This window comes from Rhodococcus chondri (assembly GCF_036327435.1).
GTDB classification, from domain to species: domain Bacteria; phylum Actinomycetota; class Actinomycetes; order Mycobacteriales; family Mycobacteriaceae; genus Rhodococcus; species Rhodococcus chondri.
The window spans coordinates 26,981-46,219 of record NZ_JAUZMZ010000008.1; the positions used below are offsets into that span (position 1 = coordinate 26,981).

Here is a 19,239-nt window from a genome sequence, read left to right on the forward strand (position 1 = left end):
AGTCAAGTGTCATGATGATGTCGACGGGTGACGCGGGCGAACCTGAGGTTCCACGCTAGGGTGCGGTCACACCACCGGGAGGAGAAAGCCATGGTTCCCGAACCCGTCACGCTGGAGGTCCGGCTCGTCGCGAAGACCGAATTCGTTCCGCCCGACGACGTCCGGTGGGATACCGACGCGGACGGCGGCGAGGCCCTCGTCGAGTTCGCCGGCCGTGCCTGCTATCAGAGCTGGTCGAAGCCGAACCCTCGGACGGCCACCAACACCGGGTACCTGCGGCATCTGCTCACGGTCGGTCACCTCTCGGTGCTCGAGCACGCCACCGTCACCTTCTACATCACCGGGATCTCGCGGTCGTGCACGCACGAACTGATCAGGCACCGTCACTTCTCGTTCTCGCAATTGTCCCAGCGGTTCGTGGCCGGTGGGGACGCTCCGGTGGTCGTGCCGCCGGCGATTGCCGGAGACCCGGACCTCGAGAAGTTGTTCTTCGCCGCGGCCGAGCGCAGCCGTGACGCGTATGTCGAACTGCTCGAAGCCCTGGACGAGAAGATGGCGCATCTGCCGTCGGGGCCGCTGCGCGCCAAGCAGGTGCGGGAAGCCGCCCGCGCGGTGCTGCCCAACGCCACCGAGACCCGGATCGTGGTCACCGGCAACTACCGCTCGTGGCGCCACTTCATCGCGATGCGTGCGACCGAACACGCCGATGTCGAGATCCGGCGACTTGCTGTCGAGTGCCTGCGGCAACTGCGCGATGCGGCACCGAACGCGTTCTCCGACTTCACGATCACGACCTTGCCCGATGGCACCGAAGTAGCATCCGGGGCGCTCGCCGCCGACAGTTGATGCGCCGGTGAGCGACGGCCATGTGTTCGGGGGGCGCCCACACGCGGTAGCCTTCTGACCATGACCAACGGTGATTCCGCTACTGCTGTCGAGCTTCCGTTCGGCACCATCGCAACTGCGATGGTGACCCCGTTCACTGCCGACGGCAAGCTCGACGTGGACGCGGGTGTGCGTCTGGCGACCTACCTCGTCGACGGGGGCTGCGACGCACTGGTTCTCGCCGGTACCACCGGCGAATCGCCGACCACCACCGAGAACGAGAAGATGGACCTGATGCGCGCGGTCCTCGCCGCAGTCGGTGACCGCGCGAAAATCATCGCCGGCGCGGGCAGCAACGACACCGCGCACAGTGTCGAACTCGCCCGCGACGCGGCCCGTGCCGGTGCCCACGGGTTGCTCGTCGTCACCCCGTACTACTCGCGTCCACCGCAGGCCGGGCTCTACGCCCACTTCCTCGCGGTGGCGGATGCCACCGATCTGCCGGTGATGCTCTACGACATTCCGCCGCGCTCCGTCGTGCCCATCGAAACCGACACGTTGCGGCTGCTCGCCGAGCATCCACGGATCGTGGCGGTCAAGGACGCCAAGGGCGATCTCAATGCGGGTGCGGAACTGATCGGCACCACCGACCTGAAGTTCTATTCCGGCGACGATCCGCTGAATCTGCCGTGGATGTCGGTCGGTGCCGTCGGATTCGTCAGCGTCATCGGTCACCTGGTGCCGGGACGTCTGCGCGAACTGCACACCGCATTCGAGGCCGGCGATCTCGAACTCGCCCGCAAGATCAACCTGTCGATGGTTCCGATCTATCGCGCGGTCGCCCGCCTGGGAGGAGTGAGCGCATCGAAGGCCGGGCTGAGGTTGATGGGCATAGATGTAGGCGAGCCACGATTGCCACAGGTTGCGCCGGTCTCCGCTCAGATCGATGCCCTGGCCGCCGACCTGCATGCAGCGGGGGTGCTGTGATGAGCCGCCCCTCTCGTGGCCGTGGCCGCGCAACCCGTACCGCTGGTCCTCCCGTGAACCGTCCGCGCCGCGTCGCCCAGAACTCGGCGAGCACCCAGCGACCCGACCGCAGGAAGGTCGATCCGACCGCCCGGCTGGGCACCCCGCCGAAGGCGCCGGCCGACGGGCTTCGGGTGGTGGCGCTGGGAGGTATCGGTGAAATCGGCCGCAACATGACCGTTTTCGAGTATCGGGGCCGACTGCTGATCGTCGACTGCGGCGTCCTGTTCCCGGAAGATCAGCAGCCCGGCGTCGACCTGATCCTGCCCGACTTCCGGTACATCGAGAACCGGATGAACGACGTCGAGGCGGTCGTTCTCACGCACGGTCACGAAGATCACATCGGTGCGATTCCGTTCCTGCTGCGCCTGCGGCCCGACATTCCGGTCGTGGGGTCGAAATTCACGCTTGCGCTGGTCGCCGCGAAGTGCCGCGAGCACCGGCAGCGGCCCAATCTCGTCGAGGTCGTCGAAGGCGAGCACACCACGCACGGGCCGTTCGACTGCGAATACTTCGCGGTCAACCACTCGATCCCGGATGCGCTCGCGCTCGCTATTCGCACTCCGGCCGGACTCGTCCTGCACACCGGTGACATCAAGCTCGACCAGTTGCCGCTGGACAACCGGCTCACCGACCTCGCCGGATTCTCCCGGTTGGGCGACGAAGGCGTCGACCTGTTCCTGGTCGATTCCACCAACGCCGAGGTTCCGGGCTTCGTCACCCCGGAACGCGAGATCGGCGGCGTCCTCGACAATGTGATCGGCAAGGCCAGGAACCGCGTCATCGTCGCGTCGTTCGCGAGCCACGTCCACCGCATCCAGCAGGTCGTCGACGTGGCCCACCGCTACAACCGCCGTGTCGCCTTCGTCGGCCGTTCCATGGTCCGCAACATGCAGATCGCGCAGGATCTCGGCTACCTGAACGTCCCGGACGGGCTCAAGGTCGATATCGACACCGCGGCGTCACTGCCCGACGACCGGCTCGTCCTGGTTTCCACCGGCTCGCAGGGTGAACCGCTGTCCGCGCTGTCGCGGATGGCGCGCGGTGAGCATCGGCAGATCAATATCAAGGAGGACGACCTCGTCGTTCTCGCGTCGTCGCTGATCCCGGGCAACGAGAACTCGGTGTTCACGGTGGTCAACGGACTCGCGAAGCGGGGAGCCACCGTCGTCACCCAGCAGAACGCCAAGGTGCACGTGTCGGGGCACGCGTCGGCGGGCGAGCTGCTCTATCTGTACAACGCGGTCCGGCCCACCAATGCGATGCCGGTGCACGGTGAATGGCGGCATCTGCGTGCCAATGCGGCGCTTGCGGAGGCGACGGGTGTGCCGAAGGAGCGGATCGTCCTGGCCGAGGACGGCGTGGTCGTCGACATGGTCGACGGACTTGCCGAGATCGTGGGCAGGGTTCCGGTCGGTCACGTCTACGTCGACGGGTTGTCGGTGGGCGATGTCGGGGAATCGACGTTGTCGGACCGTCTGGTCCTCGGCGAGGGCGGGTTCATCTCCATCTCGGTGGCGGTGGACGCGACCACGGGGCGTGCAGTGAGCACCCCGGAAGTGTCGGGTCGCGGGTTCTCCGATGATCCGACCGCGCTCACCGAAGCCGCGCAACTCGTCGACAAGACCCTCAATGAGCTTGCGGCGGAAGGTATTACGGAAACCCACCGCATCGCGCAGGGTATTCGGCGTGTCGTGGGCCGATGGGTCGCCGACACGTACCGGCGGCGTCCGATGATCGTTCCGACCGTTATCGCGGTGTCCTGACCGTCACGACTCCGTCGCCGCCGGGGCGCAGGCTCGTTAGAGTGGCGCAATGAGTCTTGCCCGTAGCGAACGACACGCTCTCGTCCGGACCATGTCGGAGGTCGGACCGGACGCACCCACACTCTGTGGGGACTGGACGACCCGCGATCTCGCGGCGCATCTGCTGGTACGCGAACGGCGGGTCGACACGATGCCCGGCATCATGATCCCGCCGCTCGCCGCTCACACCGAGCGGGTGCGTCGCGACGCCACCGATCGTCAGTGGGCACATCTGCTCGCGGATATCGAGTCGGGGCCTCCCAAATGGTCGCCGCTCTACCTGCTCGACTCCGTGGCCAACGCTGCAGAGATGTTCGTCCACCACGAGGACGTGCGGCGCGGTACCCCGGGATGGGAGCCACGTGCACTGCCCGCCGATGTGCAGGATCAGCTCTGGCGTCTGGCGCGCATGATCGCGCGGGCGGGGTACAAGGGCACCGATATCACGGTGATCTTCGAGCGCCCCGGCGGTGAACAGGCGACGGTGCGCAAACGGGGACCGCGGATCGTCGTCCTGCGTGGGGAGCCGTCCGAACTGCTTCTGCATGCTTTCGGACGTGATGAGGTTCGGGTGGAAGCTTCCGGCGACGCCGCGGACGTGGCCGAGTTGACTGCCTCGCAGCGCGGTCTCTGAGACGTGAGCACCGCGCAGGGGAGTGCGCGGGAGCGGCGAGTCGGAGCTGTGACCAGTGCCGCCGCCCGATGCCGGTGTTGCGGATGGTTCGTCAGAGGCGTGTGCGGCTAACCTGGGCTGTATGGCAGGAAAGTCGGGAAGCCGCGCATCGTCGTCCACGACCTCTCGGTCGCGGTCGGGAACGCGCGCCTCGGCGGGAGGTGCGAGCCGCGCCAAGACCACCCGGTCCAAGCCTGCCACGGCCGAGAAGTCAGGTTCCGGGGCCCGCAAGCCCCGAGCGTCCGGGGCGCGCACCGGCTCCACGGCACGAGGTACGAAGGCCGCGCCCAGGAAGCGGACCGCGACGGCACGGCCCCGCCCGGCCGCGCGGCCCAGGCGCAGTTCCGGCGGGGTGCTGACGGCGCTGGGTAAGAGCATCGGTGCCGGCTGGTTCATGCTCGCTCGCGGTCTCGGCGCAACTATCCGCACGATGGGCATGGCCACCGACATCGAGCACGGACATCGCCGCGACGGGATCGCTCTCGGGCTCGTCGCCACCGCGGTTGTCGTCGCGGGCACCGTATGGTTCGGCGTCGGCGGCCCGGTGGGCGCCTGGGTGGAGACCGGTGTGCGTGCGGTCACCGGGGGAGCGAGCGCGGTACTTCCACTGGTCGCCATCGGCATCGCGATCACCTTGATGAGAACCGAGCCGTTCCCCGAGATCCGGCCGCGATTGATCCTCGGTTCGCTGCTGGTCGCCCTGCCGGCACTCGGCCTGTGGCACATCGCCTCCGGCTCCCCGACCGATGCCCCGGGCCGCTCCGCAGGTGCGGGATTCGTGGGTGCCGCCGTGGGCGGGCCGCTGACTGCGGGCCTGACCGTGTGGTTGTCCGTCCCGCTCATGTTGCTCGCCGCGGGATTCGGCATCCTCCTGCTCACGGGAACCACTGTGCGCGAATTACCGGAGTTGTTCCGCGACTACTTCGGTCTCCACTACCGCGCCGACGACGAATACGGGGACTACGACTACGACCCGGCGCACGACGGTGCCGACGAGCACGACGACGGTGCTCCGTTCGATGCCGGTGGATACGCAGAACCGACGTCGCGTTCGAAGCGCCGGCGCACACCCGTCGAGAACTATCCGACCGACGAGTTCGACGGTGACGCCCGCACCGAGGTGCTACCGCTGTGGGAGGAGAAGGCGGACGAGGTCCCCGTCGCCGAACCCGAGGTCGTCGAACCCGAACCCGTGAAGCCGCGGGCTCGCGCGAAGGCGAAGCCGGCGCCGGCCGCCCCGGAACTCGCCGTCGAGAAGCCGGCCCCGGAGGCGCTCGAGCCGATGGTGCCCGACAGGGTCGTCGACGGCGACTACAAACTGCCGTCGCTCGGGCTGCTGGTCCAGGGCGACCCGCCCAAGAAGCGCTCCGCCGCCAACGACGAGATGATCGAGTCGATCACCGAGGTCCTCGAACAGTTCAAGATCGATGCGGCGGTGACCGGGTTCACCCGCGGCCCGACAGTGACGCGCTACGAGGTCGAGCTGGGTCCCGGAGTCAAGGTCGAGAAGATCACCGCCCTGGCCCGGAATATCGCCTATGCCGTTGCCACGGACAATGTACGGCTGCTCGCTCCCATCCCCGGCAAGTCCGCGGTCGGTATCGAGGTTCCCAACTCGGACAGGGAACTCGTCCGGCTCTCGGATGTCCTGGCTGCGCCCTCGACACGCAAGGATCACCACCCGCTCGTCATCGGTCTCGGGAAGGACATCGAGGGCGACTTCGTCTCGGCGAACCTGGCGAAGATGCCTCATCTGCTGGTTGCCGGTTCCACGGGCTCGGGCAAGTCGAGTTTCGTCAACTCGATGTTGGTGTCGTTGCTGATTCGCGCGACCCCTGAGGAAGTGCGGATGATTCTGATCGACCCGAAGATGGTCGAACTCACCCCCTACGAGGGCATCCCGCACCTGATCACGCCGATCATCACACAGCCGAAGAAGGCGGCGGCGGCTCTGGCGTGGCTCGTGGAGGAGATGGAACAGCGCTACCAGGACATGCAGGCCAACCGGGTGCGGCACATCGACGATTTCAATTCGAAGGTGAAGTCGGGAGAGATCACCGCGCCGCTGGGCAGCGAACGTGTCTACCGCCCGTACCCGTACATCCTCGCGATCGTCGACGAGCTCGCCGACCTGATGATGACCGCGCCGCGCGACGTCGAGGATGCCATCGTCCGGATCACGCAGAAGGCGCGTGCCGCGGGTATCCACCTCGTGCTCGCCACCCAGCGGCCATCCGTCGACGTGGTCACGGGCCTGATCAAGACCAATGTTCCGTCGAGGTTGGCGTTCGCGACGAGTTCGCTGACCGATTCGCGCGTCATCCTGGATCAGCCGGGCGCCGAGAAGCTGATCGGTATGGGCGACGGGCTGTTTCTGCCGATGGGTGCCGGCAGGCCGCTGCGCATGCAGGGCGCCTTCATCACCGACGAGGAGATCTCGGCGGTCGTCGACTTCGCCAAGAACCAGGCCGAGCCCGAGTACACCGAGGGTGTCACCGCCCCGAAGGCAGGAGAGAAGAAGGACGTCGATCCCGACATCGGCGACGATCTCGACCTCTTCCTGCAGGCGGTGGAGCTGGTGGTGTCCAGTCAGTTCGGTTCGACGTCGATGCTGCAGCGGAAACTGCGGGTCGGCTTCGCGAAGGCCGGGCGGTTGATGGATCTGATGGAAACCCGCGAAGTGGTCGGGCCGAGCGAAGGCAGCAAGGCGCGGGACGTGCTCGTGAAGCCGGAAGAGCTGGACGGACTGCTGTACTCGATCCGCGGCGGCGGTCCCGCCGAGTCCGAATCGGTCGATTCCTGATGCGTGTGGCAGAATCGGGGCAGCTGTGGAGGGGAGTATCCCCTGATTTGCGGCAGTCCCGTCAACACGTACGGCACCATTGCCGTTCCGGGCTGTCGGTCCGGAACAGGTTCCGGACGGGAGAGACCTCCGGCAGGTTGGTATACCTACCGGAAGGTTGAAGTGCCCATGCACGTCACATTGACGACCTGGTTGATCACCATAGCCGTCATCGCCGCACTGTTCGTGTTCGATTTCTTCGCGCACGTCCGCAAACCCCACGCGCCGAGCCTGCGGGAATCAGGATTCTGGTCGGCGGTATTCATCGGTATCGCCCTCGTGTTCGGCGCTGTCGTCTTCGCGGTCTGGGGCCCGACCTACGGTGGCGAATACTTCGCCGGATACATCACCGAGAAGGCCTTGTCCGTCGACAACCTGTTCGTCTTCGTGATCATCATGGCGACCTTCGCGGTGCCCAGGGAGTACCAGCAGAAGGTACTCACGATCGGCATCGTGCTCGCATTGATGATGCGCGGCGCGTTCATCGCTGTGGGTGCGGCCGCCATCAACGCCTACAGCTGGGTGTTCTACCTCTTCGGGTTCTTCCTCCTCTACACCGCGATCAAGCTGGTCCGCGACCACGGTGAGACCACCGAGCACGTCTCGGACAACAAGATGGTGCTCCTCGCCCGGAAATTCCTCCCCGTTCACGACGAGTACGACGGCGACAAGCTCGTAACGCGTATCGACGGCCGGAAGATGGTCACGCCGATGCTGCTCGCGCTCGTGGCCATCGGCTTCACCGACATCCTCTTCGCGCTCGATTCCATCCCCGCGATCTACGGCCTCACCGAAGAGCCCTACCTGGTGTTCACCGCCAACGCTTTCGCCCTGATGGGTCTACGTCAGCTGTTCTTCCTGATCGGTGGCCTGCTCGAACGGCTCATCTACCTCTCGTACGGCTTGTCGATCATCCTGGCGTTCATCGGCGTCAAGCTCGTACTTCATGCACTGCACGAGAACACACTCGGCTTCATCAACGGCGGCGAGCATGTGGCGGTCCCCGAGATCTCCACGAGCATGTCGCTGATCGTGATCGTGGGAGTCCTCGCCGTCACGACCATCGCGAGCCTGCTCGCCTCGGGTCGCAACAAGGACACCGTCAGTCGTTGAACACGCCCATCACCGGCAGCCAGCCGGTGATGCGCACCGCGTCGATGAGGTCGGCCTGCGCAAAGGGATCCTGTGCCATCAGCTCCCGCGCGGCCGCCTCGTCGGCGACATCGATCACGATCAGAGCGCCGGTGCCGTCGGTCCACGGACCGGTCGCCAGTACCGTGCCGTCCGCGACCAGACCGCTCAACCAGCCACGATGGTCGGGGCGACGCTCGTCGCGGGCCCCGGCGGTCTTGTCGGAGTATGTGTATTCGACGGCAAACAGCGCCATTTTCCCTCACTCGTGACTGGTCGGGTCGAGCCGCTCACAGAGTGAGCAACATGCGGGTGTTGCCGAGCGTGTTGGGTTTGACGTAGCTCAGATCGAGGAACTCGGCGACGCCCGTATCGTACGACCGGCACATCTCGGTATAGACCTCGGAGGTGACCGGGGTGCCGTCGATCTCGGTGAAACCGTGTCGGGCGAAGAAATCGACCTCGAACGTCAATACGAACAGACGTTCGAGTTCGAGCTCGCGGGCCACGCCGATCAGCTTCGAGACCATCAGATGTCCGGCGCCACGGCCCTTGACCCGCGGATCGACAGCGACGGTTCGCACTTCACCGAGATCCGACCACAGCACATGCAGAGCACCGCAGCCCACGACGAGGTCGCCGAGTTCGGCGATCCAGAACTCCTGTACAGACTCGTAAAGGGTGACGAGATTCTTCTCCAGGAGGATGCGGCCGGCGTAGATATCGATGAGCCGCTTGATCTCCGGAACGTCGGAGGTTCGGGCGCGTCGCACGACTATCCGATCGTTCGGGTCCTGGTCCGTCGCCGGTGAAGTCATGCGGTGAACATTAGCGCGTGAATCTACCGATATTGTGGGGCCCATGAGCACGCCCCGCCAGCATGTCGCCGCATCGGGCGGGAGCGGCGCCGCCCCGGGACCGAACGCCGGTGCCGCACACGATCCGGTGCCGTTGTGGAACATCGCGAACATCCTCACGATGGTGCGTATCGCGCTCGTTCCGGTGTTCCTGGTCCTGTTGTTCGTCGACGACGGGCACGACTCCGCGTGGCGCATCGCAGCGACCGCAGTGTTTGCTGTCGCGGCGATCACCGATCGCATCGACGGTCAGCTCGCACGCCGGTACGGTCTGGTCACCGACTTCGGGAAACTCGCCGATCCGATCGCGGACAAGGCGCTGATCGGTGCGGCGCTGGTCGGGCTGTCGCTGCTCGGCGACCTGTCGTGGTGGGTCACGGGCATCATCGCCGCCCGTGAACTCGGCATCACTGCGCTCCGGTTCGCCGTCCTGCGACACGCCGTCATCCCGGCCAGCCGCGGCGGCAAGGCCAAGACGTTCGTGCAGACCCTCGCGATCGGTGTCTATCTGCTTCCGCTGCCCGACGGAGCGACGCCGATCGCTGCGACGCTGATGTGGCTGGCGGTCGCGCTCACCGTGGTTACCGGACTCGACTATGTGGTGCAGGCCGTGCGGCTCCGGGCCGGGGTGCGTCGCGCCGAACACGAACACGAACGGGACGAACCGGAGAACGAGGATCGGCCGGCGTGAGCGGTCCCGATCCTCTCGTGGCAGCAACTCGCGCCGCGGACCTCGTTGCCGTGCTCACGGCACGGCAGGAGACCGTCGCCACCGCAGAGTCGTTGACCGCCGGGCTGCTCGCCGCGACGATCGCGGGCGTTCCCGGGGCGAGCCTCGTCCTTCGGGGTGGACTGGTGGTCTATGCCACCGATTTGAAAGCGTCGCTGGCGGACGTCGACGTGCGCGCACTCGAGCGCGACGGCCCGGTGGCCGAGTCCACAGCCGCGGCCCTCGCGCTGGGCGCGGTACGGCGTTGCGGCGCCACGTGGGGGATCGGATTGACCGGGGTCGCCGGGCCGGACGAACAGGACGGTCATCGCCCCGGCACGCTGTTCCTCGGAATCAGCGGGCCGTCCGGCACGGTCGTGGCGCGTCCCCACGTGACCGGCAATCGGTGGCAGATCCGGCTCGGCGCGGCAGCTGCCGCCGTGTCGGGGCTACTCGCCCGACTGGAATCACCGTCGGCGTTGTAATGTCTGTGCACTGCGGTATCGAAGTCCGAAGCGATACGCGGGAACCTCGCAGCGTCGTCGCACGTTGTCGGGGTGAAGGCACGACGGACGAAGGAGGACGCGATGGCGCTGTTGTTGCGTGAGGCACTCGGTGACAGCCTTCGGCGCACCCGTGTTTCGCAGAGCCGAACGCTGCGCGAGGTTTCCAGCAGCGCCCGGGTCAGCCTCGGCTACCTCTCCGAGATCGAACGGGGCCGCAAGGAAGCATCCAGCGAGCTGCTGGCCGCGATCTGTGATGCACTCGACGTTCCCCTGTCCGACGTGCTGTCCGACGTCAGTGTGTCGTTGGCCGACACCGCACCACGGCGTAACGGCGCGGACACTGCGGGATCGGACATGGTGACGGCAGACGCACCCGGATTGCCCAGGACACCCGCGTGGTGATTCCGGCACCGGCAGCGAGGGAGCTCGCCGCCGCCTAACATGGACCTCGGACGCGTCGGCCATGCCGGATGCGGACGAAAGCGACAAGCGTGGGTCACCGTTCCGGGGGGTGACTCGGGCTCGGCAGGTAGGACCGGCCGGGTGGAGGCTGACAAGCACGGCGGTCCGGAACCGGTGCGCGAGGGCCGCGCATCGGGTCGCGTTCGGCGCGGCGTACCAGATGGAGGCGGGATCACACCCATGGCTAATCCGTTCGTCAAGGGTTGGAAGTACCTCATGGCGCTTTTCAACTCCAAGATCGATGAGAAGGCCGATCCGAAGGTCCAGATTCAGCAGGCGATCGAGGACGCCCAGCGTCAGCACCAGGCTCTTTCGCAGCAGGCCGCGTCCGTCATCGGAAACCAGAGGCAGCTCGAGATGAAGCTCAACCGCCAGCTGGACGAGATCGAGAAGCTCAACTCGAGTGCACGACAGGCCGTCATGATGGCCGATCAGGCCAGCGCTGCAGGCGACACCGAGAAAGCCATCCAGTACACCAACGCCGCCGAAGCCTTCGCCGCACAGTTGGTCACGGCGGAGCAGTCGGTCGAAGACCTCAAGGTTCTGCACGACCAGTCGCTGCAAGCGGCTGCCCAGGCGAAGAAGGCCGTCGAGCAGAACGCGATGGCTCTGCAGCAGAAGGTCGCCGAGCGCACCAAGCTGCTCAGCCAGCTCGAGCAGGCGAAGATGCAGGAGCGGGTCAGCGAGTCGCTTCGATCGATGGATTCGACGCTGTCGGCGCCCGGCACCACGCCGAGCCTCGATGCGGTGCGCGACAAGATCGAACGGCGCTACGCGACCGCGCTCGGCTCTGCCGAACTGGCACAGAATTCGGTGCAGGGCCGGATGATGGAGGTGCAGCAGGCCACCGTGCAGATGGCCGGCCACAGCCGACTCGAGCAGATCCGCGCATCGATGAAGGGTGAAGCGCTTCCCGGAGGCGCCGCGGCGAATCCGGCGGTCAACACGAGCAAGGAGCCTCCGAGCGCAGCGGGCAGTGCCGGCACCCAGTGATCGGGCTCGCATCGGGGTGCGCCCCCATCGGACGACACACCGCAGGAAACGGCCGGGCCGGGGATACTCCCGGCTCGGCCGTTGCCGCCTTCAGAGACGCCACCGGAGCCGCCGTGGAGGCTGCCCGGCGCTGGCGCGAACCGGCAAACAAGCTGCGGCGGAAGAAGCGTCGTGCACAGCGGCGCACCCGCATCTTCGGTGCTGCCACCGGAACCTGGGGTGTCGGCACCGCGACACTGCTCGCCGCGTCCGCACCGGATTGGACCGTCGTGGCGAGCGGCGGCGCTGCCGCGGTGTGCGCAGTCCCGGCGGTCATGGCGTTCCGGACGTTTCGCCGGCTCGACGCGGTTCCGCTGCCCCCACCGACCCCCGGCAGGCGGGCCTTGCCGCCGGTCGCGTCGGTGGCGCGTCCACCGATGGAACGCCTCGCCCGCAACGAGCAGAGCCTGGCACGGCTGCTGACCGTGATCGCCCGCTCGGGAACCGTCGCACCGGACGATCTCGACGAGATCGGGGAAGCGGCACGGGCCGCGTGCACCGCACTCGAAGGTGTGGTGCAGGACGTGGTGGCCCTCGAATCGGCCGCCTACGGCAGCGTCGCCGCCGGTGCTCAACTCGGTCCCGCCATCGCTGCGGCCGGTGAGCGCCTCGAATCGGGAGTCGACCAGTTCGAAGAACTCGTCGCCGCCGCCGCGAAACTCGCCGCGGCGCCGGAGGGCAACAGGTCCCTTGCGTTGCTCGAGCAGCATCGCGCCGAACTGATCACGACGTCGGACAGGTTGGAGAGCTGGGCGCAGTCCTGGCGTGAAGTCGCTCGGATCGAGGAACGCTACCAGCATTGAGGCGGCCGATCTCCGTGGCCCGGCGGTCCGTGGCTCAGTCGTCGACGCCGCGCGCGGCCAGCGCCTCACCCATCGCCTCGGCGGTCATCAGCGCCCCCACCACCACCGGGACCACCAGCGCACGCAACGAGAAACCGAGTCCGCGAGCCTTGCGGGCGTCGGTCACCCTGGTCACGATTTCGCCGAGCAGCGGGATACAGCGAATCGTCATCACGAGCACCAGACCGACCCGATCCGGATCTACGCCCACCCGGCGCAGTGGCCGCGCTGCGGTCACGATCGCATCGAGCATGTCCGTGGTCCGCGTCGTCAAGGTGACCAGCGCGGCGAGTGAGACCGCCAGCAACAACGTTCCGCAGATCACGAGTGCACGCTGCCATCCCGCGACCAGCCACTGGAACGCGCCGACGAAGGCCAACATCCACAGCAGCGGCCGCAGCTGAACGAACGCGAGCCGAACAGGGATCCGTGCCACACCGTACGCGGCGACGACTACGGCCCCGACCGGAAGCAACTGCCAGGGCTGACGAATCCACAGCGTGAGTGCCACGATCGAGACGGCCGCGGCGAGCAGTTTGGAACCCGCGGCCGCGCGGTGCAGCGGCGACGTTCCGGGATGGTAGAGGCCGAACGTCGTCATCCGATCAGGTCCCGGTAGAAGGTGATCGCGGGGCCGGGGGCGTCGTCGGCGACGATGCGACCCGAATCGACGACGAGCACCCGATCGAAATCGGTGAGCAGTTCGAGATTGTGGGTGACCACCACCAGTTGCTGTTCCATCGCCGCGAACGTGCGGGAAATCAGTTTGGTATTGCGCAGATCCAGCAGGGTCGTGGGCTCGTCCGCGACGAGCACCCGAGGATCGGTGACCATGATGGCCGCGAGCGCCAGCAGCTGTTTCTGTCCGCCGGAGAGCAGGTGACTGGGGTGGTCGTGGTGACCGGCGAGCCCGAACTCCGCGAGCATCTGCCGCACACGCTCGGCGCGCTCGGTCTTGCCGAGCCCGCTGCGCCGCAGCGAGAACGCGACGTCCTCCGCGACCGTGGGCATGACGATCTGGTGGTCGGGATCGGTGAAGACGAATCCCACCCGCCGACGCACCTCCCGGCCTTTGCGGGACGTGTCGTATCCGTCGACGGTCACCGTGCCGGATGTGGGCACGACGAGACCGTTGATCATCCGGGCCAGCGTGGACTTCCCGCTGCCGTTGGCACCGACGATGCCGATCCGCTTCTCGGTGAGGGTCACGTCGACGGAGTCGAGGACGGTCCGCTCGCCGTATGCGTGACGGACCTGCCTGAAGCGGATCTCGCTCATCGGACGGACCGGCGCATCAGTGTGCGGGGTCTGCGGTGGCCCGGGAAGGCCCGGCCGAGGCGAGCAGTGCGGGATATGCCCGATGCACCTGCGCCGCAACCGCCGCTGCCACCACTGCCTTGAGAAGATCGCCGGGCAGGAACGTGACGTTCGCGGCGACCGCCGCCCATACCGTCAAATCGGTGCGCAGCACCATGCCCGCGATGCCGAACAGATACAGCACCACGATGCCACCCAGAACGTTGGCCGCGACTCCCGGGAGAATCCGGTACCGCGGCAGCATTCGTGCCGACAGCCAGCCGATGACCGCGACCGCAGGGAGCCAGCCGAGCAGGAAACCCACCGTCGGGCCGGCCAGCGAGGTCAAGGTGGTGCGCCCACCGGCGAGAACCGGAAGCGCGAGGCCCAGAACGATCACCGTCGCAACCGACAGCACGCCCTTGCGCACTCCGAGGAGTGCACCGGCGAGCATCACGCCGAGTGTTTGGAGAGTGATCGGGACCCCCGACGAGCCGATGCTGATCTGGCCGGGCAGACCCAGGGCGATGATCAGGGCGGCGAACACGGCGATCTGGGCCAGGTCGCGTGCGGGAGTGCGACGGTTCGAGGACACGTTTTTCAGCCTTCTGACAAGGGGAGCGAACCTGTTGAGCGTAGGCGGCGGGGACGTGCTGCGCGTCGCCACCCCTGCGCCGAGTGAACCCCGAGAGGGGGCACGGACGGCTGCGGGTATACCCCCATCTTTCCCTGAAATGCGCTGTGAACTGGTGTTTTCTCGATCCTGCCATGTCAGGATCGACGCTGTAGCACAGAAACCGTGCCCCACGGCACGAGGCGGGAGAACACAATGTTCTGGAAGATCGTAGGAATGGTGGCGCTGGTGTGGGTTGCACTGGCCGTGATCGGCGCCCTGTTCGATCACCTGTTCGGCATCCTGGTGTTGAGCGCGGTGATCTTCGGCGGCTACCTGCTGTACAAAGCGATCGCGGGTAGCGACAAGCACGACGACATCACTCGTATCTGAGGCGGGCAGGCGGTGCTCTGCGACGAGCGCTCGGCAACTCCCTGTCACGAGCCGGAGTTCGCGCCATAGTGGACGACATGGAACCGGTACCGGAGAACTGGCAGCGCGGCATCGTCATCGTCGCCCATCCCGACGACATCGAGTACGGGGCGGCAGCGGCGATTGCCCGCTGGACGGGGCAGGGCAAGGACATACGGTATGTCCTTGCCACGAGCGGCGAGGCCGGCATCGCCGGACTCCCGCCGGCCGAGTGTGCGCCGTTGCGCGAGGCCGAGGAGCGCGAATCCGCGCGCATCGTCGGCGTCGAAGCGGTCGAGTTTCTCGGTCATCCGGACGGGCGCCTGGTCGCAGGGCCGGAGCTGCGTCGTGATCTTGCCGCGGCGATCCGGCGGCACCGGCCCGAGATGGTGGTGACCGGGCATTTCGGTCTCACGTGGTTCCCCGGCGTCCTGAACAGCGCCGACCATCGCGCACTCGGCCTCAGCGTGCTCGATGCGGTCGCGGATGCCGCCGACGAATGGATATTCCCGGATCTCGGGGAGCAGGGTCTCGCCCCTTGGCCGGGCGTGCGATGGGTGGCGGTGAACACCACCATGCCTACCCACGCGGTCGACATCACCGACACCGTCGAGGTGGCCGTCGACTCCCTCGCCGCGCACCGCCGGTACCTCGAGGCGTTGAGCGACGTCCCCGTCGCGCAGCAGGCGCGCAATCAGGTGGAGCTGACGTCGGCGGCTCTGCCCGGGTTCCCGGCCGAGCGCGCGGCGGGATTCGAGCTGTATACCTTCGGGGTGTAGCCCCGGCCGTCGGGACTGTCGATGCCCGCATCGCGGCGCGGCTGTGGCAGGCTGAGCCGATGCGGGTGGCAGTGGTTGCGGGACCGGATGCCGGACATGCGATCCCGGCGATCGCGCTGTGCCGGCTGTTCGCCGATGCCGGGCACGAGGCCGTTCTGTTCACCGGAAAACGTTGGCTCGGTGCCGACGTCCCGGGCGTGACCGTCGCCGAACTGAAGGGGCTGACTCCTCGGCGCGACGACGACGACACCGACGCGGGAGCGAAGATCCATGCGCGGGCCGCGTATATCGCCACCGAGATGCTGCCGGATCTCAGTGCCCTGCTACCGGATCTCGTGGTCTCCGATGTGCTGACCGCCGGTGGTGGCATGGCGGCCGAACGTCTGGGGATTCCGTGGGTCGAACTTTCACCTCATCCGCTGTATCGACCGTCGAAGGGACTGCCGCCCATCGGCAGCGGCCTCGCTGTCGGTGCCGGGTTGCGCGGACGTGCTCGTGACGCCGTGCTGCGCTCACTGACCGCGCGGTCGTTGCGGCAGGGGGACCGCGAGCGCGCGGCGGCCCGCGCCGGTATCGGTTTGCCCGAGCACGACCCGGGTCCGGTGGCGCGGCTCGTCGCGACCCTGCCGGCTCTGGAGGTGCCCCGGCCGGACTGGCCGGAGGAGGCGCATGTCGTCGGTCCGCTGTTGTGGGAGCCCACCGAGGTGGTGCTCACGCCCCCGGCCGGGGACGGTCCGTTGGTGATGGTGGCTCCCTCGACCGCGGCAACAGGGGTGCTCGGGATGGTCGAGGCCGTGTGTGCGGGACTGGACGGTGCCGGCATGCGAGTAGCGGCGACCATGCTCGACCCGCCGCAGCACACGTTGCCGGACTGGGCGGTGGCCGGGCGGGGGCGGCAGGATCTGCTGTTGCGTGAGGCCGACGTCGTGGTGTGTGGAGGTGGCCACGGGATGCTCGCCAAGGCGTTACGCGCCGGTGTGCCGACCGTGGTCGTACCGGGCGCGGGGGATCAGTGGGAGCTCGCGAATCGGGCAGCGCGCCAGGGGAGCGCCGTGGTGGTCCGCCCAATGGATCCGGGCGCGGTGCGCGCGGCGGTGGAGACGGTTCTGACCCGGCCCGGTTTCGGCGCCGCGGCGCGGCGGGCCGCAGCCACAGCGGAGCAGGTGGCAGACCCGGTGGAGATCTGCGTGGCGGCGACGCGCTGAGCGACCGGCGGAAGCGGACTGCTGTGAGGTCCACTACCGTGGGCGGAGTGCGATTGACGGAATTCCACGAGCTCGTCCGAAACGAATTCGGCCAGATGCGCGGCGATGCGCTGCTTCACGATCATGTGCTGCTCGACCTGGATGGACGCACCGCTGCACAGGCGATCGAAGCAGGTCAGGAGCCTCGTGAGGTGTGGAGGGCATTGTGCGTGGAGTTCGACGTCCCGCCGGTTCGCCGCTGACCACGCCGTTCGAGTCGGTCGACGAACGCGACGTTCGAACAATTGTTCCCCTATGCTGAGGTGATCGGACCGTGGCGGAGGTCGTCTGCTGGTGGCGGATTCGCCCACGCATCCGGCTGTTGTGCCCTCGCGGCAGCGAACTTGTCGGTACCGGGTTCTAACGTCGTCGGCAAGCAGGACGAGACTCGATTAAGGGGACCATGATGGCAGCACAGGCACACGATCGTGAGAAGGCGCTCGAGCTCGCCCTCGCGCAGATCGACAAGAATTTCGGCAAGGGTTCCGTGATGCGGCTGGGGGAAGAATCCCACGTGCCGATCGCGGTGATCCCGACGGGCTCGATCGCACTGGACGTCGCTCTCGGGATCGGTGGTCTTCCGCGTGGCCGTGTCGTGGAGATCTACGGTCCGGAATCGTCGGGTAAGACGACGGTCGCGCTGCACGCGGTCGCCAACGCTCAGGCCCAAGGCGGTATCGCAGCGTTCATCGACGCCGAGCACGCGCTCGATCCCGAGTATGCGCGCAAGCTCGGCGTCGACACCGACGCGTTGCTGGTATCGCAGCCGGACACCGGCGAGCAGGCACTCGAGATCGCCGACATGCTGGTCCGCTCCGGAGCCCTCGACATCCTCGTGATCGACTCGGTGGCGGCATTGGTGCCGCGCGCCGAGATCGAGGGCGAGATGGGCGACAGCCACGTCGGTCTGCAGGCCCGGCTGATGAGCCAGGCTCTGCGCAAGATGACCGGCGCACTCAGCAATTCGGGCACCACCGCGATCTTCATCAACCAGCTGCGCGAGAAGATCGGCGTGATGTTCGGATCACCCGAAACCACAACGGGTGGTAAGGCATTGAAGTTCTACGCCTCGGTTCGACTGGATGTGCGGCGCATCGAGACGCTCAAGGACGGCGGCGACGCCGTGGGTAACCGCACCCGCGTCAAGGTCGTCAAGAACAAGGTCTCGCCGCCGTTCAAGCAGGCCGAATTCGACATTCTCTACGGTCAGGGCATCAGCAAGGAAGGATCGCTGATCGACATGGGTGTCGAACAGGGCATCGTCCGTAAGTCGGGGTCCTGGTACACGTACGAGGGCGATCAGCTCGGCCAGGGCAAGGAGAACGCCCGCAAATTCCTGCTCGAGAACACCGACATCCGCGACGAGATCGAAAAGAAGATCAAGGAGAAGCTGGGTATCGGTGCGGTGATCACCGACCCTGCGGCGGAAGACGCGCCGGCCGACTTCTGAGTCGACAGCGAGAACGAAGGTAAGGGCGCGGACGTGGTCCGCGCCCTTACCTGTCGAAAATTCCGGGACCGGCGGTTCGTCGGTGGCCTCGTCTAGTCTCCGCGTTATGGACCAGACCAGCGGCAACCCCGACCGCCCCGACGACCGGGCCGGTTCCTCGCGGAGGCGGAAGGGCAGGCAGACAGAGCCGCAGGCCGGCGGCGGCACGGAAGCCCAAGCGAAGGACGTGTGCCTCCGGTTGCTGACCGACCGCGCCCGCAGTCGCGCCGAACTGGCGGCCAAACTCGAGCAGAAGGGGTTTGCCGAAGACGTTGCGGGACGCGCCCTGGATCGGCTCACCGAGGTCGGGCTGATCGACGACGCCGACTTCGCGCAGCAGTGGGCGCAGTCGCGGCACCTGCACTCCGGGAGGGGCAAACGCGCAATCGCGCAGGAGCTGCGCCGCAAGGGCATCGACCCGGACGATGCCGCCGCAGCGCTCGACGGGATCGACAGTGCCGCCGAACGCGACCGCGCCGCCGATCTGGTCCGCAGAAAGCTGCGCACCCAGCGACCGCTGCCCACCGAGGGCGATCGCCGCGAGATCGCCGCCGAACGCGACAAACTGGTGCGACGGTTGGTCGGCATGCTGGCCCGCCGCGGTTATCCGCAGGGAATGGCTTTCGATGTCGTTCGTGAGGAGTTGGCGGTGTTCGGTGCGGACGCCCCCGATCCGGCGATCGAGTGACCGTCGTCT

Annotated in this window: 21 protein-coding genes and 1 pseudogene; 17 read left to right on the forward strand and 5 right to left on the reverse strand. The window is 67.1% G+C overall.

All coding sequences use genetic code 11. The features are described 5' to 3' along the window. Positions 1–90 precede the first annotated feature (90 nt). The 6 genes from thyX (at position 91) to Q8814_RS02820 (ending at position 8,284) form a co-directional block, all read left to right on the forward strand. Positions 91–846 carry an FAD-dependent thymidylate synthase gene (thyX, locus tag Q8814_RS02795; protein WP_330150478.1) on the forward strand — a complete coding sequence of 252 codons (756 nt, stop codon included), beginning with the start codon at positions 91–93 and terminating at the stop codon, positions 844–846. Positions 847–906: 60 nt separating this feature from the next. Further along, positions 907–1,812: a 4-hydroxy-tetrahydrodipicolinate synthase gene (gene dapA, locus Q8814_RS02800; protein WP_330150479.1), complete on the forward strand. Its 906-nt coding sequence runs from the start codon at positions 907–909 to the stop codon at positions 1,810–1,812. Next, positions 1,812–3,617: a ribonuclease J gene (locus tag Q8814_RS02805; protein WP_330150480.1), complete on the forward strand. Its 1,806-nt coding sequence runs from the start codon at positions 1,812–1,814 to the stop codon at positions 3,615–3,617. The genes dapA and Q8814_RS02805 overlap by 1 nt, the downstream gene beginning before the upstream one ends. Before the next feature lie 49 nt (positions 3,618–3,666). Then, positions 3,667–4,290, forward strand: a complete 624-nt coding sequence (locus Q8814_RS02810) for a TIGR03085 family metal-binding protein (RefSeq protein WP_330150481.1) — start codon at positions 3,667–3,669, stop codon at positions 4,288–4,290. A 121-nt stretch (positions 4,291–4,411) separates the two neighbouring features. Then, a complete protein-coding gene (locus Q8814_RS02815) occupies positions 4,412–7,132 on the forward strand; it encodes an FtsK/SpoIIIE family DNA translocase (protein WP_330150482.1) in 2,721 nt (906 codons plus the stop codon). 168 nt (positions 7,133–7,300) lie between these two features. Further along, positions 7,301–8,284: a TerC family protein gene (locus Q8814_RS02820; protein ID WP_330150483.1), complete on the forward strand. Its 984-nt coding sequence runs from the start codon at positions 7,301–7,303 to the stop codon at positions 8,282–8,284. Here Q8814_RS02820 and Q8814_RS02825 read toward each other — a convergent pair. Next, positions 8,274–8,558 (reverse strand): YciI family protein, encoded by a 285-nt coding sequence (locus Q8814_RS02825; RefSeq protein ID WP_330150484.1) that lies wholly within the window; start codon positions 8,556–8,558, stop codon positions 8,274–8,276. The two genes, Q8814_RS02820 and Q8814_RS02825, sit on opposite strands and share 11 nt — an antisense overlap. Before the next feature lie 34 nt (positions 8,559–8,592). Then, on the reverse strand, positions 8,593–9,120 hold the full coding sequence (locus Q8814_RS02830; RefSeq protein WP_330150485.1) for an amino-acid N-acetyltransferase: 528 nt from the start codon (positions 9,118–9,120) through the stop codon (positions 8,593–8,595). A gap of 43 nt (positions 9,121–9,163) precedes the next feature. Here Q8814_RS02830 and pgsA point away from each other — a divergent pair, with 43 nt between their 5' ends. From pgsA to pspM, 5 genes and pseudogenes are all read left to right on the forward strand, one after another. Beyond that, positions 9,164–9,850: a CDP-diacylglycerol--glycerol-3-phosphate 3-phosphatidyltransferase gene (gene pgsA, locus Q8814_RS02835; protein ID WP_330150486.1), complete on the forward strand. Its 687-nt coding sequence runs from the start codon at positions 9,164–9,166 to the stop codon at positions 9,848–9,850. Next, positions 9,847–10,353, forward strand: a complete 507-nt coding sequence (locus Q8814_RS02840; RefSeq protein ID WP_330150487.1) for a CinA family protein — start codon at positions 9,847–9,849, stop codon at positions 10,351–10,353. The genes pgsA and Q8814_RS02840 overlap by 4 nt, the downstream gene beginning before the upstream one ends. 102 nt (positions 10,354–10,455) lie before the next feature. Further along, positions 10,456–10,814 (forward strand): annotated as a pseudogene (locus Q8814_RS02845) (helix-turn-helix domain-containing protein). Positions 10,815–11,016: 202 nt separating this feature from the next. Then, positions 11,017–11,829 (forward strand): PspA/IM30 family protein, encoded by an 813-nt coding sequence (locus Q8814_RS02850; RefSeq protein ID WP_330150488.1) that lies wholly within the window; start codon positions 11,017–11,019, stop codon positions 11,827–11,829. Then, complete coding sequence (gene pspM / locus Q8814_RS02855; protein ID WP_456239105.1) at positions 11,826–12,671, forward strand: phage shock envelope stress response protein PspM; 846 nt, start codon at positions 11,826–11,828, stop codon at positions 12,669–12,671. Before Q8814_RS02850 ends, pspM begins: the two co-directional genes overlap by 4 nt. Positions 12,672–12,705: 34 nt before the next feature. Here the strand turns inward: pspM and Q8814_RS02860 are convergent, their stop codons facing one another. Genes Q8814_RS02860 through Q8814_RS02870 form a run of 3 tightly spaced genes read right to left on the reverse strand, consistent with a single transcriptional unit; the run spans position 12,706 to position 14,601 of the window. Next, positions 12,706–13,311, reverse strand: a complete 606-nt coding sequence (locus Q8814_RS02860) for an energy-coupling factor transporter transmembrane component T family protein (protein WP_330150490.1) — start codon at positions 13,309–13,311, stop codon at positions 12,706–12,708. After that, entirely contained in the window at positions 13,308–13,988 is a 681-nt protein-coding gene (locus Q8814_RS02865) for an energy-coupling factor ABC transporter ATP-binding protein (RefSeq protein WP_330150491.1), read from the reverse strand. Before Q8814_RS02865 ends, Q8814_RS02860 begins: the two co-directional genes overlap by 4 nt. Positions 13,989–14,004: 16 nt before the next feature. Then, complete coding sequence (locus Q8814_RS02870) at positions 14,005–14,601, reverse strand: biotin transporter BioY (protein ID WP_330150492.1); 597 nt, start codon at positions 14,599–14,601, stop codon at positions 14,005–14,007. 234 nt (positions 14,602–14,835) lie between these two features. On the opposite strand from Q8814_RS02870, the gene Q8814_RS02875 reads away from it, so the two are divergent. The 6 genes from Q8814_RS02875 to recX all read left to right on the forward strand — a co-directional run bounded on the left by Q8814_RS02875 (position 14,836) and on the right by recX (position 19,230). After that, complete coding sequence (locus Q8814_RS02875; protein ID WP_330150493.1) at positions 14,836–15,012, forward strand: hypothetical protein; 177 nt, start codon at positions 14,836–14,838, stop codon at positions 15,010–15,012. Positions 15,013–15,089: 77 nt separating this feature from the next. Next, positions 15,090–15,809 carry a PIG-L deacetylase family protein gene (locus tag Q8814_RS02880; RefSeq protein WP_330150494.1) on the forward strand — a complete coding sequence of 240 codons (720 nt, stop codon included), beginning with the start codon at positions 15,090–15,092 and terminating at the stop codon, positions 15,807–15,809. Between the two features lie 59 nt (positions 15,810–15,868). Further along, complete coding sequence (locus tag Q8814_RS02885; RefSeq protein WP_330150495.1) at positions 15,869–17,014, forward strand: glycosyltransferase; 1,146 nt, start codon at positions 15,869–15,871, stop codon at positions 17,012–17,014. A 47-nt stretch (positions 17,015–17,061) separates the two neighbouring features. Then, positions 17,062–17,256: a DUF3046 domain-containing protein gene (locus Q8814_RS02890; protein ID WP_330150497.1), complete on the forward strand. Its 195-nt coding sequence runs from the start codon at positions 17,062–17,064 to the stop codon at positions 17,254–17,256. A 203-nt stretch (positions 17,257–17,459) separates the two neighbouring features. Continuing rightward, on the forward strand, positions 17,460–18,503 hold the full coding sequence (recA, locus tag Q8814_RS02895; RefSeq protein ID WP_330150510.1) for a recombinase RecA: 1,044 nt from the start codon (positions 17,460–17,462) through the stop codon (positions 18,501–18,503). 106 nt (positions 18,504–18,609) lie between these two features. Continuing rightward, on the forward strand, positions 18,610–19,230 hold the full coding sequence (gene recX, locus Q8814_RS02900; protein WP_330150498.1) for a recombination regulator RecX: 621 nt from the start codon (positions 18,610–18,612) through the stop codon (positions 19,228–19,230). The last annotated feature ends 9 nt before the right edge of the window (positions 19,231–19,239 follow it).